The 12,460-nt window shown below is 71.8% G+C and carries 11 protein-coding genes; 2 read left to right on the plus strand and 9 right to left on the minus strand.

Translation table 11 applies throughout. The annotated features are described in order from the left end of the window. Positions 1 to 2,109 carry a serine/threonine-protein kinase gene (locus ABB07_RS25120; RefSeq protein ID WP_425264759.1) on the minus strand — a complete coding sequence of 703 codons (2,109 nt, stop codon included), beginning with the start codon at positions 2,107 to 2,109 and terminating at the stop codon, positions 1 to 3. Positions 2,110 to 2,149: 40 nt separating this feature from the next. Here ABB07_RS25120 and ABB07_RS42040 point away from each other — a divergent pair, with 40 nt between their 5' ends. Further along, positions 2,150 to 2,443, plus strand: coding sequence for a hypothetical protein (locus tag ABB07_RS42040; protein ID WP_425264760.1), 294 nt, complete (start codon positions 2,150 to 2,152; stop codon positions 2,441 to 2,443). Positions 2,444 to 2,462: 19 nt separating this feature from the next. Here the strand turns inward: ABB07_RS42040 and ABB07_RS25125 are convergent, their stop codons facing one another. The 3 genes from ABB07_RS25125 to ABB07_RS25135 are packed head-to-tail and all read right to left on the minus strand — an operon-like array spanning position 2,463 to position 6,272. Continuing rightward, positions 2,463 to 3,743 carry a coiled-coil domain-containing protein gene (locus ABB07_RS25125; protein WP_208900827.1) on the minus strand — a complete coding sequence of 427 codons (1,281 nt, stop codon included), beginning with the start codon at positions 3,741 to 3,743 and terminating at the stop codon, positions 2,463 to 2,465. Between the two features lie 43 nt (positions 3,744 to 3,786). Continuing rightward, positions 3,787 to 4,821, minus strand: a complete 1,035-nt coding sequence (locus ABB07_RS25130) for a glutamate ABC transporter substrate-binding protein (RefSeq protein WP_208903615.1) — start codon at positions 4,819 to 4,821, stop codon at positions 3,787 to 3,789. 14 nt (positions 4,822 to 4,835) lie between these two features. Beyond that, positions 4,836 to 6,272: a hypothetical protein gene (locus ABB07_RS25135; RefSeq protein WP_208900828.1), complete on the minus strand. Its 1,437-nt coding sequence runs from the start codon at positions 6,270 to 6,272 to the stop codon at positions 4,836 to 4,838. Positions 6,273 to 6,501: 229 nt separating this feature from the next. Here ABB07_RS25135 and ABB07_RS25140 point away from each other — a divergent pair, with 229 nt between their 5' ends. Further along, positions 6,502 to 6,927 (plus strand): SMI1/KNR4 family protein, encoded by a 426-nt coding sequence (locus ABB07_RS25140; RefSeq protein ID WP_208900829.1) that lies wholly within the window; start codon positions 6,502 to 6,504, stop codon positions 6,925 to 6,927. A gap of 32 nt (positions 6,928 to 6,959) precedes the next feature. On the opposite strand, the gene ABB07_RS25145 is transcribed toward ABB07_RS25140, so the two are convergent. Genes ABB07_RS25145 through ABB07_RS25165 form a run of 5 tightly spaced genes read right to left on the minus strand, consistent with a single transcriptional unit; the run spans position 6,960 to position 12,427 of the window. Next, entirely contained in the window at positions 6,960 to 7,979 is a 1,020-nt protein-coding gene (locus ABB07_RS25145) for an N-acetylglucosamine kinase (protein ID WP_208900830.1), read from the minus strand. Further along, on the minus strand, positions 7,970 to 9,235 hold the full coding sequence (locus tag ABB07_RS25150; protein WP_208900831.1) for a 6-phospho-beta-glucosidase: 1,266 nt from the start codon (positions 9,233 to 9,235) through the stop codon (positions 7,970 to 7,972). Before ABB07_RS25150 ends, ABB07_RS25145 begins: the two co-directional genes overlap by 10 nt. Positions 9,236 to 9,242: 7 nt before the next feature. After that, the gene (locus tag ABB07_RS25155) at positions 9,243 to 10,136 is read right to left on the minus strand and encodes a carbohydrate ABC transporter permease (protein ID WP_208900832.1); all 894 of its coding nucleotides are present in this window, start codon (positions 10,134 to 10,136) and stop codon (positions 9,243 to 9,245) included. A 2-nt stretch (positions 10,137 to 10,138) separates the two neighbouring features. After that, positions 10,139 to 11,080, minus strand: coding sequence for a carbohydrate ABC transporter permease (locus ABB07_RS25160; RefSeq protein WP_208900833.1), 942 nt, complete (start codon positions 11,078 to 11,080; stop codon positions 10,139 to 10,141). A gap of 3 nt (positions 11,081 to 11,083) precedes the next feature. Continuing rightward, a complete protein-coding gene (locus tag ABB07_RS25165) occupies positions 11,084 to 12,427 on the minus strand; it encodes an ABC transporter substrate-binding protein (RefSeq protein ID WP_244189511.1) in 1,344 nt (447 codons plus the stop codon). Positions 12,428 to 12,460 lie beyond the last annotated feature (33 nt).

The following is a 12,460-nucleotide window of genomic DNA, read 5'->3' on the forward strand; positions in this document are numbered from 1 at the left end:
CTACACCCACGTTCGGGGGCGGTAACGGTTGGCCCGTTCCACCAGTTCGATCCTCTCCTCGCCGCCGGTCGCCAGCCGGGCCAGCGTGCGGTAGGCGCGCTCCAGGCCGAAGCGGAGGCCCCGCTCGTCCAGACCGCTGCCCAGCAGCACCCGTCCGCCGGCGGCGGGCGCGGTGCCCTGGCCCCCGGAGAGTATCCAGTCCAGCGCCGAGCCGAGGACTTCCGCCGCCAACTGCTCGCGCCGCGCCGGATCCAGGCCGTACGCGTCCAGCGCCTCGACCTGTCCGGCGGCGGCCGTCAGGTCGTCCAGGAACGGTACGTCACCGGCGGTCGCGGTGCGCTGTCTGAGCCGGGCCCGGACGGCGGCGACCCGGGCGGCCGTGTAGTGGATGGAGGACTCCGGAACCGACTCCAGGGTCCGCACGGAACCCTGCCGGTTCCCGGCCGCGAGCTGCACCCGGGCGAGCCCGAAGGCGGCGCTCACATAGCTCGGGTCGGTCGCCCACACCAGGTGGTAGTACTCGGCGGCGTTGTCCAGCTGGCCCAGCACCTCCGCGCACAGGCCGAGCGCCAGCTTGGGCGCGGCCTCGCCGGGGAAGGCGTCGTAGACGGCGTCGAAGGAGAGCGCGGCGCCCTCGAAGTCGCCGGTGACCAGGGCGGCCACGCCCCGGTACCACACCACCCGCCAGTCGTCGGGCCGTTCCTCCTCCAGCTTGGCCAGGCTCATCAGCGCCGCCTGGTGGTCGCCGCTCTCCAGCCGGGCGCGGATCTGCCGGAGCCGGGTCTCCACGGTCTGCGCGGGCGCCGCGTCCAGGGCGGCGATCAGCTCGGCCGGCGCGGAGGTCATCAGGCCCGCCAGGAAGCCCGCGTTGGGGTCGTTCGGATCGACCAGCGGAACCGGCAGGGCGAGCGCGGTGGCGGGGGCGTCGACGGGCCTGACGAGGGCGGGCGCGGGGAGCGCCGGGACGGCGGGTGCGGTCCTGGACGCCACGGGCCGCGCCCCCAGCCGGGACACGTCCCCGTCCAGCCGGGGGAACAACTCCCGGTCGATGACCTTCACCTCGGGGCCGAACAGCGTCGACAGCGCGGGCCGGGCCTGTCCCGTCTGCAGCGAGACGACCTCGCGCAGCACGCCGGTCAGCTGCTCGGCCATCTCCTGCGCGGAGGCGAACCGGCGGGCCGGGTCGGGGTCGGTGGCGCGGACGAGGAGCCGGTAGAAGGACTCGTAACGGCGGAAGACGTCGATGGTGTCCGGGTCGGGCAGGGAGTCGACGTAGACGTTGGTGTAGCCCTGGAAGTCGAAGGTGAGCACCGCGAGCGTGCGGCCGACCGTGTACAGGTCGCTCGCCACGGACGGGCCGACCTCCGCGACCTCGGGCGCCTGGTAGCCGACCGTGCCGTAGATCGCCGACTCGTCGTCGTCCATGCGGCGCACGGCGCCCATGTCGATCAGCTTCAGCTGGTCCTCGGTCTGGATGGCGTTGTCGACCTTGAAGTCGCAGTACAGCAGGTTACGGCTGTGCAGGTGGCCGAGGGCCTCCAGCGCCTCGATGCCGTAGGCGCACGCCTGCTCCACCGGCAGCGGGTCGCGGCGGCCCTCCGGTGTGCGGCGGGCGTTGGCGATCTCCTTCAGGGACTTGCCGCCGACGTACTCCATGACGATGTAGCCGTCGAGGGAGCCGGTGCGCTGGTCCAGGTGCTCCACGAAGTTGTAGATCCGCACGATGTTGGCGTGCTCGATCTCCGCGAGGAAGCGCCGCTCGGAGATCGCGGCGGCCATCGCGTCCTGGTCCCCGGTGTCGAGGAGGCCCTTGAGCACCACCCACCGGTCGGAGACGGCCCGGTCCACGGCGAGGTAGATCCAGCCGAGCCCGCCGTGCGCGAGACAGCCCGCGACCTCGTACTGGCCGTGCACGATGTCCCCGGCCTTCAGCTTGGGCACGAAGGAGTACGGGTGCCCGCACTTGGTGCAGAAGCCCTCCGTACGGCCGGGGCGCTCCCCCCGGGCCCGGCCGACCGGCGCCCCGCAGTCCGAGCGGGAGCAGAATCGCTTCCGCTCCGGCACCTCCGGGTTGTCCAGCACCATCGAGCGCGGGTCGGGCCGCGGCACCTGCGGAACGTGCACCAGACCGGCGCCCAGCCGCCCCCGCGTGGAGGTGCCGGAGGAGGAGCCGGAGCTGCGCACCGACACCGAACGCCCGCTGGACCGGCCCGACAGCGACCGCGACAGCCGCCCGGACACCGAGCGGCGCGACCTCGACGACTGCGAGGAGGTGCGCGAGCTGCTGCGCGAACTGCCGCTGTCCGCCGCACCCCTGGTCACCCCGGTCGCCGGCGACCCGACCAGGCCGCTCGCCGAGACGACCGGGGCGAGACCGCAGGTGTCGCAGTACAGCTCGCCGCCGCCGACGTCCTCGTACGACCCCTCGCAGCCCGGCCGCTGACAGCTCTGCCCCGGCTGACTCATGACTGGTCCCCCTTACGGTCCTCGGGCGCGCCCGCGCCGCCCAGCAGCTCGGCCGCCAGCTGCTGGTAGCGCAGCACGGCCTGTTCCGCCACCCGCAGGTCGCAGGGCGCGCTCCACAGCATCCGCCGGGCCGCGTCGTACCGCTCGACCAGGAACGGGTCCTCCGCGAGTCCGTGCCGGGCCACCTTCGCCTTGTACGCGTCCAGCCGGCCGCGCAGCTCGGCGCGGACCGCGAGCGGCGCGGTGACCGCGGTCAACGACTCGCGGGCGCGCAGCAGTTCGTCCTCCGCCTTCTGCTCCAGCGATTCGAGCAGCGGGGAGAGGCGGTGCCACTGCGCCTGCCGCCGGTACTCGGCCGCGGTCGCCAGCTGCTCCTGGAGCACGGTCGGCGGGCCGCTGACCACCGGCACCTCGGTCGCCGCGATCTTCGCCAGCACCTCGCCGCGCGCGGTGCGGGCCTCGGCGAGGGTGCGGTCGGCGCGCGAGAGCACGTCCCGGAGCCGGATCAGCCGGGCCTCCGCGTCCTGCCGGACCGTCAGCACGGCGTCGATCTCCCGGCGCACGTCCTCCAGGGCGCGCGCCTCACGGTCGTACACCGTGGTGTCCGGACGGCCGCCGCCCGGCGCCGAACTGCCCTCGGCCGGCATCCAGAAGGCGAGCGGGTCGGAGACGACGTCCTCGCGCAGCTTGGTGAGCGTGCGCGTGATCCGCTCCAGGTCGTCGCCGGCGGGGTGCTCGCCGGGGCGTACGCCGACGGAGTGGGCGAGCTTGCGGGTGCGCTGGAGTTCCGCGGCGAGTAAATCGATCCGCGCGGGCAGCGCCGACCACACCGCGTCGCAGGCCACGACCAGGTCCAGGCTCGTCGCGTACAGCTCGTTCATCCGGTCCACCAGGCCGGACAGCGAGTGGGACTCGCTGAGCACGCCGGTCCCGCCGCCGGGGACGGTCACGGACTCGCCGCGCAGCAGCTCGGTCAGCTCCGCGAGGTCCTCACGGCTGGACCACCGGCGCCGGGCGCGGATCTCGCGGGCGGAGCGCAGCGCGGCCGCGTAGGCGTCGAAGTACCCCCACAGCAGGGTGATCTGCGCCTCCGTGGCCTGCCAGCGTTCCTTGGTGACCCCGGTCAGCCGGGCACCTTCGAGGAGTCTGCGGCCCGCGTGGTCCTGCAGCGCCAGCAGCGAGGTCTCGATCGCCTCGTGCTCCTGGCCGAGCCGCGCCAGCGCACGGTCCACCTCGTCCCGGTCCATCACCGGCCCGGCGGGGTCCGTGACGCCCATCGATCACCTCTCGCTGCTTGGGGGGTTTCCGGTCGGATGTGGCTCAACTCGTGCGCAGGTACCGCGGTGCGGGTGGCTTGGACGCGCTCGAGTCCTTCCCCAGTGTCGCCGACAGCCACGTGTCGTACGACGCCTGCCAGCCGCTCGCGCGGTAGCCCACCAGAATGCGATTGACCCGGCGTACCAGATCGGAGGCGTCCTTCTTCATCGCCACGCCGTAGTACTCGGTGGTGAACGCCCCGCCCTTCAGTTCGACGGTCGGATCCTGCGCGGCCTGGCTGGCGGCGAGGGCGCCGTCGGTCACCACCGCGTCCACCTCGCCCAGTTGCAGCCTGACCAGGCAGTCCAGCTGGTTCGGGACGGTGGTGGAGATGTCGGTGGAGGAGGGCAGGGTGCCGTTCTTCTTGTCGGCGTCCAGCTTGGTGTAGGCCGTCGAACCGGCCGCCGTGCAGATCCTCTTGTGCGCCAGGGTGGAGTTGTAGCCCGTGATGGACGACGACTTGGGCGCGAGGACCTGCTGTCCGGTCTTGAAGTAGGGCGCGGAGAACGCCACCTGGGACAGCCGCTCGCAGGTGATCGTCATGGTCCGCACCACCAGGTCCACCCGGCCGTCCTCTATCGCCGGGATCCGCTGGCTGGTCGGGATCGCCTTGAACTGCACCGCGTCCGGGTCGCCGAGGATGTCCTGGGCTATCCGGTGCACCAGGTCGATGTCGAAGCCCTCCAGCTCGGCGCCCTGGGTGTTCGGGTTGCGGTAGCCCCAGTGGTAGCTGTTCTGGTCGACGCCGACGATCAGCTTGCGCTTGGCGCCCGTACGGGCCTTGATCGCGTCGATGGTCGGACCGTCCGCGCTGGACGGCGACAGGGTCTGGTCCTGCGCCCCGGCGGGTGTGCAGTCCTCGGCGCGGGCCTGCACCCCGCTGGCGACGGCCTGGCCGGTCCGCGCCGGGCGGTGCTGCGGGGCCTGCTGGGTGCACGGCAGCAGCAGGACGAACGCCAGCGCCAGCGCGCACAGCACCGCCATCGCGCCGACCCCGCCCCAGCCCCGCAGGGAGGCCCGTACACGCGCCGCGTACATCGTCATGCCCCCTGTCACCGGTACTCCGAAAGCCTGCGGCCGATGCCGGCCAGCGCCCCGGCCGCGCCGAGCACCGCGAGCACGGCCGCGCCGACCGGCAGCCCGGTCATGGCGTCCCGCCCGTCCCCGGCGGCCCGCTGGAACTCGGTCTGCTCGTGGTCGATCGCCCGGGCGAGGTTGCGGTCGACGCTGTCGAAGCACTCGCCGGTGGCGCCCTTGGCGCCGATCACCTTGTCCAGCGCCTGCTCGTAGTTGCCGTTCTCGTCCTCGGTGCGGGCCGCGGCGTGGCGCTGCTTCCACACCGCCATGTTGCCCTCGGCCGACTTCACCGGTGCGCCGCCGCCCTGGTCGTCGGCGAGCTTCGCGGCCCGGGTCAGGCCCTGGCCCAGGATGGTCATGTCCTTGTCGAAGTCGTAGTAGTACGCGTCGTACGTCTTCCCGCCGGCCGTGATGGTCTCGGCGCCGCGTGCCACCAGGCTCAGGTTCTCGTTCCCGCGCGCCTTCAGGGAGGCGATCCGGGCGTCGTGCAGGACGGTCAGGGAGCGGATGCCGTGGTCGTAGGAGCCGTTCAGCTCCGCGCGGGCCACCGCGTGCCCGACGACCAGCCACAGCAGGGCGACGGTGGTGACGGCGGACGCGGCGACCAGGCCGTGGTTGAGGACGCGGTTGGTGCGCCGGTAGGTGCGGTGCTGGGCCCAGCCGAGCGCGGCCAGCGCGAGCACGCCGAGGGCGATGGCGACCCACGGGTACGGTGTGGCGTCGCCGTAGTCGGCGTCCAGCCGCTGGTTCTCCTTGGTGTAGAGATCCTCCGCCGCCGGGAGCATCTCCTTCTGCATCTTCTCGTTGGCGTACCGCAGATAGGCGCCGCCGACCGGATAGCCCTGCCGGTTGTAGGTCCGGGCGCGCTCGATGAGGCCCTTGTACTCGGGCAGCAGCCTGTTCAGCCGGGCGACGGCCGCCTCGGAGGCGGAGCCCGGCTCGGCGTTCGCGGCGGCGGTCACCAGGCCCGCGGCGGCGGTCCGGATGTCCGTCTCGTACCGGTCGCGGGAGGCGGCCGTCTCCTGCCCGCCGGCCAGGAACCCGCTGGAGGCGGCCGTGTTGGCGTCGGCCAGCGACCGGTAGATGTCCGCCGCACCGGAACTGAGCGGCTGACTGCGGTGCAGCACGTCGTCGGCGGCGGCCGCCCGCTCACTGGCCTGCCAGGCGGTGACCGCGCCGAACGCCACCACCAGCAGCGCCAGTACGGCACCGATGATCCGCAGCCGTCCCGGCTCGGTGGTCGCCGCGTCCCGCAGCCGGTCGACGCCCTCGGCGAACGCGGTCCGCCGGGCGGACGGCGCGGGGGAGCCGCCGGGGGCCGGGCGGGCGGGCTGCGCGGGGATGCCGGGCGCGGCGGGCAGGCCGGGGCCCGCCACCGGTGGCGCTGCCGTGCTCTTCGGCGGGTGTGTCACTCGACCTCCCCCATGGTCATCCGTTCGCCGCCAAGTATCGCCGCCCGGACCGACATCCGCACCGGCCTTCACTGGATCTTGATCGGATCGCAGTGTGCCCGAGGGCGCGCGGCGCCGGGCACACCACCCCCCTGTCGATGAACACGCCGGTCGGGGCGTGCCGGTTCCATCCCGACCGCACCGGCACCGGCCGGGGCGCGGCCGGGTCGTCGTGCGAGGATCGGGCGCCATGGGGACGGAACTCCTCGCGACACCGCCCGGCCCGGTCGTGTGCCGGCCGGGAGCAGCGGAATCCGCTCTGCGCGACTGCGCCGGGGCGCTCGGCGGGCCGCTGCCCGAGGACCTCGCGGACCTGCTCCGCGCCGCCGACGGGATCGAGGGCGAGTACGGCCACGGCCTGCTCCGGCCGGCGGAGCGGATCGCCGCCGAGAACCTCGCGCTGCGCGGCGATCCCGAATTCGCCACGCCGTACATGCCGTTCGAGCCGCTGCTGTTCTTCGGTGACGCCGGCAACGGCGATCTGTTCGCCGTGCTCGCGGCCATCGACCGGCCGGACGTCTTCGTCTGGAACCACGAGGACGACAGCCGCACCTGGGTCGCCCCGGATCTCGCCACCTGTCTGCGGTGGCGGCTGACCGGGCGCATCACCGGGTAGGCGCGCCCGCGGCCCCGTACCGCGTACCGCCGTCAACCGCCCGTGCGTCCGGCGGGCAGGCCGGCTCTTCCGGGCTCCCAGTGCCGCCGTGCCCGCTCCCGCGCCGCCGCGTCCGCGCCCAGGCGGTCCAGGCCCAGCAGGGCCGCGCCCAGGACCGGGCTCGCCGTGACCACGCGGACCCCGGCCTTGGGGGCGCGGGTGGTCAGCAGGTCGCGGACGGCGTCGTCGAGGAGGGCGTGACCGGCGGTCAGGACGCTGCCGCCCAGCAGGACCGGCGTCTCCTCGTCGAGCAGGTCCAGGCGGGTGAGCGCCACCGTGGCCAGCACCGCCACCTCCTCCGCGAGCCGGGCGACGATCGAGCGGGCCACCGGGTCGCCGTCCGCCGCCGTCGTGAAGAGCACCGGGGTCAGTTCGTGGCGGCGGTCGTGGTCGATGTGCTCCAGGTGCAGGGCCTCGATCAGGGCGTACATGGACGGCAGACCGAAGTGGGCGGGGAGGGTGCGGGCGAGCGCCGTCGGACCGCCCCGGCCGTCCTCCGCGCGGGCCGCGAACCACAGCGCCTCCTCCGCCAGGCCCCAGCCCCCGCCCCAGTCACCGGAGATACGGCCGAGGGCCGGGAAGCGCGCGGTACGGCCGTCGGGCCGCATGCCGACGCAGTTGATGCCCGCCCCGCACACCACGGCCACCCCGCGCGGCTCGGCGACGCCCGCCCGCAGGATCGCGAAGGTGTCGTTGCGGACCGACACCGACGCACCCCAGCCGCGCGCCTGGAGCGCCGCCGCCAACTGCTCCTCCTCCACCGGGAGGTCGGCGTTCGCCAGGCAGGCCGAGACATGGGACACGGAGGTGACGCCCGACTCCGCGAAGGCCCGAGCGACCGGTTCCGCCAGCGCGTCCAGCGCCGCCGTCACCCCCACCGCGGGCGGGCGGAAACCGCCGCCGCGGGCCGTGGCCAGCACCTCCCCGGCGGCGGTGAGCACGGCCACGTCGGTCTTGCTGTTGCCCGCGTCGATGGCGAGTACCCCCGCGGGAAGAGGTGAGGTCAGGCCCACGCCAGGTGCTCCCGGTTGTGTGCGATCAGCTGGTCGGTGAGGGCGTCGGCGTACGCGTACTGGCCGATCAGCGGATGCGCCAGCAGGGCGCGGAAGACGCGGTCCCGGCCGCCGCGCAGCGCCGCCTCCAGGGCCAGGTCCTCGTACGCCGTCACGTTCGCGATCAGCCCGGAGAACAGGGGGTCCAGCTCCGGCACCGGCAGCGGGGCGGGGCCCGCCGGGCCGACCGCGGCCTGCACCTCGATCACCGCGTCGTCGGGCAGGAACGGCAGCGTGCCCCGGTTGACCGTGTTCACCACCTGGTAGGGGCTTCCGCCGCCGCCCAGGAGCGCGGCCGCCAGGTCCACCGCCGCCTCCGAGTAGTACGCCCCGCCCCGCCTGGCCAGCAGCGCCGGCTTCTCGGCCAGCGCCGGGTCGCCGTACATCGTCAGCAACTCCCGTTCCATGGCGGCCACTTCGGAAGCCCGGGACGGCTTGGTGCGCAGTTCGCGCACGACTTCGTCGTGGGCGTAGTAGTAGCGCAGGTAATAGGAGGGGACCACGCCCAGGCGGTCCAGGAGGGGGCGCGGGAGGTGCAGGTCGTCGGCGATGGTGTCGCCGTGCTCGGCCAGCAGCCCGGGCAGGACGCTCTCGCCCTCCGGGCCGCCGAGGCGCACCCCCGTCTCCCAGGTGAGGTGGTTGAGGCCGACGTGCGCGAGGTGGACGTCGGCCGGTGCCACGCCCAGCAGCCCGGCGAACTTCCGCTGGAACCCGATCGCCACGTTGCACAGCCCGACCGCCCGGTGCCCGGCCTGGAGCAGGGCGCGGGTGACGATGCCGACCGGGTTGGTGAAGTCGATGATCCAGGCCCGGGGGTTGGTACGGCGGACCCGTTCGGCGATGTCGAGGACCACCGGGACCGTGCGCAGCGCCTTGGCCAGGCCGCCCGCGCCGGTGGTCTCCTGGCCGACGCAGCCGCACTCCAGCGGCCAGGTCTCGTCCTGCGCGCGGGCGGCCTGACCGCCGACGCGCAGCTGGAGCAGCACGGCGTCGGCGCCGTCGACGCCCGCATCCAGGTCGGCGGTGGTCACGATCCGGCCGGGGTGGCCCTGCTTGGCGAAGATCCGCCGGGCCAGCCCGCCCACCAGCTCCAGGCGCTCGGTGGCCGGGTCCACCAGGACGAGTTCCTCGATGGGCAGGGTGTCGCGCAGGCGTGCGAAGCCGTCGATGAGTTCGGGCGTGTAGGTCGAGCCTCCGCCCACCACAGTGAGTTTCACAGTCGGATCAACCCTTTACTCCGGTGAGGGTGACGCCCTCGACGAACGCCCGCTGGGCGAAGAAGAACACGAGGATCACGGGGGCCATGACCAGCACGGTCGCGGCCATGGTGAGGTTCCAGTCGGTGTGGTGGGCGCCCTTGAAGGACTCCAGGCCGTACGACAACGTCCAGGCGCCGGGGTTCTCGGACGCGTAGATCTGCGGCCCGAAGTAGTCGTTCCAGGCGTAGAAGAACTGGAACAGGGCGACGGCCGCGATGCCCGGCCTGGCCATGGGCAGGACGACCTTCAGCAGGGTCCTGAGGTCGCCGCAGCCGTCCACCCTCGCGGCGTCCAGGTACTCGTTCGGGATCGTCATCAGGAACTGCCGCAGCAGGAAGATGGAGAACGCGTCGCCGAACGCCATCGGGATGATCAGCGGCCACAGCGTGCCGGACAGGTCCAGCTGCTTGGCCCAGAACAGGTACATCGGGATGATGACCACCTGCGGGGGCAGCATCATCATCGAGATCACCAGCATGAGCGACAGGTTGCGGCCCCGGAAGCGGAACTTGGCGAGCGCGTACGCCACGGGGATGGACGACACCACGGTGAGGACGGTGCCGAGACCGGCGTAGACCAGCGTGTTCTTCCACCAGGTGAGGAAGCCGGGGGTGTCGAGCACGCTCTTGTAGTTGCCCCACTCCCAGGTGTGCGGGATCAGATCGCGGCTGAGTGCCTGGGTGTCGCTCATCAGCGAGGTCAGGAAGACGAACACGAAGGGGAGGGTGAAGAAGAGCGCGGCGGCGACCCCGAGCGAGTGCACCGCGATCCATTCGAGGAGCGCCCGGCGCCGGGCGGTGCGCTCGGCCGCCGTGGCGGGCACCCGCACATCCACCGGCTTGTCCAGTACTTGGGTCATGGTCAGTCACCTGCCTGGATGAGACCGCCCCGGCGCCGCATCAGGAACCCGGTGAACACCATCGACAGGGCGAACAGCACCAGCGCGACCACACAGGCCGAGCCGTAGTCGAAGCGCTGGAAGCCGAGGTTGTAGACGAGCTGGGGGAGGGTGAGCGTGGACTTGTCCGGGTAGCCGGGCTCGAACTGGGTGCCCGCGCCCTGGATCACCCCGGAGGCGACCTTCCCGGCGATCAGCGGCTGGGTGTAGTACTGCATGGTCTGGATCACGCCGGTGACGACGGCGAACATCACGATCGGGGAGATGTTCGGCAGGGTGACGTACCGGAACCGCTGCCAGGCCGAGGCGCCGTCCAGCTCGGCCGCCTCGTACTGCTCGGCCGGCACGTCCAGCAGCGCGGCCATGAAGATGACCATGAGGTCGCCGATGCCCCACAGCGCCAGCAGGGTCAGGGCGGGCTTGGACCAGGCGGGGTCGTTGAACCAGCCCGGCGCCGGGACGCCCGCCTTCTCCAGGATCGAGTTCACCGGGCCGGTGCCGGGATTGAGCAGGAAGGCGAAGGCCATGGTGGCCGCCACCGGCGGGGCGAGGTAGGGCAGGTAGAACAGGGTGCGGAAGACGCCCGTCCCCGTCTTGATCTTCGTGATGAGCAGGCCGATGCCGAGCCCGAAGACGACCCGGAGGGACACCATCACCAGCACCAGCCACAGGGTGTTGCGCAGGGCCGGCCAGAACAGCGGGTAGTGCTCGAAGACATAGGCCCAGTTCTTGCCCCCGCTCCATGTCGGCGGCCTGAAGCCGTCGTAGTGCATGAAGGAGAAATAGACCGTCGAGACCAGCGGGTACGCGAAGAACACCGCGAACCCGATCAGCCAGGGCGACATGAAGGCGAGAGTCCGCAGCGCCGACCGGCGGCGCTTGGACGCCAGAGTGATGGTGCTCATCGGCTACTTCGCCTGCGCGATGTCGGTGTCGATCTGTGCCGCCGTCTTCCTCAGGCCGGCCTTCAGATCGGTGACCTTGCCGCTTTCGTAGTCGTAACCGAACTGCTGGATCGTCACCAGGTACTGACCGCCGTTGACGGAGGCGGGAGAGGTGGTGGAGTCCGGATCGGCGGCGATGTCGAGGAACGTCTTGAACCGCGGGTCGTACTTCAGTTCCGGGGACTTCAGCGCGGCCAGCGTGGAGGGGACGTTGTGGATGTCGTTGGCGAAGCCGACCACCGCGTCGGTGTCCGTGGTGACGTACTTGACGAATTCCCAGGCCGCGTTCTGCTTGTGGCTGGTGGCGGCGATGCCCGCGATGGTGCCGGTGATGTAGCCCTTGCCGTACTGGGCGGCCTGGTCGTCGGGCACGGGCAGCGGGGCGACGCCGATCTCGAACCTCGGCTTGGCCTGCTCGGCCATTCCGAGCCGCCACTCGCCGTCGAGCTGCATGGCGACCTGACCGGTGTGGAAGGGGTGCTTGGGGCCCCATTCGTCACCGAGGGTCGCCCGGAACTTCTCCAGCTTCTGGAATCCGCCGAGTTCGTCCACGAGCCGCTTCTGGAGTTCGAAGCCCTTCTGGAACGCCGGGTCCTTGGCGAGGTCCGACGTGCCGTCCTTGCCGAAATAGGTCGGCGAGAACTGCGCGAAGTAGTGCTCGGTGGTGGACTCCCAGCCGTGGTAGTCCGGCATGAAGCCCAGCTGTTTGTAGGAGTCCCCGTCGGTGATGGTCAGCTTCTTGGCGTCGGCCTCGAACTCGGACCAGGTCTTCGGGGGCCGGGCGATACCGGCCTTCGCGAACGCCGTCTTGTTGTAGTAGAGCCCGTACGCGTCACCGAGCAGCGGCACCGTGCAGCGGTTGCCGCCGAACTGGGTGTACTCGTTCATCGGCTTCGGGAACGTCTTCTCGGGGTCGATCCCGGACTTCTTGAAGAAGGGGTTGAGGTCGACCAGCGCACCCGAGGAACAGAACTTGCCCACATTGTTGGTCGTGAACGAGGAGATCACGTCCGGCGCCTTGTCGCCCCCCGACCGCAGCGCCTGGTTGATCTTGTCGTCGGTCATGTTGCCGACGACGTTCACGTGGATGTTGGGGTGCGCCTTCTCGAAGCCGGCGACCAGCGACCTGACGGCCTTGACCTCGTTCGGCGCGCTCCAGGCGTGCCAGAAGTTGATCGTCGTGTCCTTCGAGGCGTCGTCCGTGGCACCGGAGTTGGACTGGCCGGTACAGGCGGTGGTGAGGAGGGCCAGCGAGGCAGTCAGGGCGAAAGCCGCTTTTCGGGCAGCTGAGGGTATGACTTCGGGCATGGCGAGGTCTCCCAGCGGGACGGGGTGGGTGAG

The sequence above is a fragment of the Streptomyces incarnatus genome (assembly GCF_001027185.1).
GTDB classification, from domain to species: Bacteria; Actinomycetota; Actinomycetes; order Streptomycetales; family Streptomycetaceae; genus Streptomyces; species Streptomyces puniciscabiei.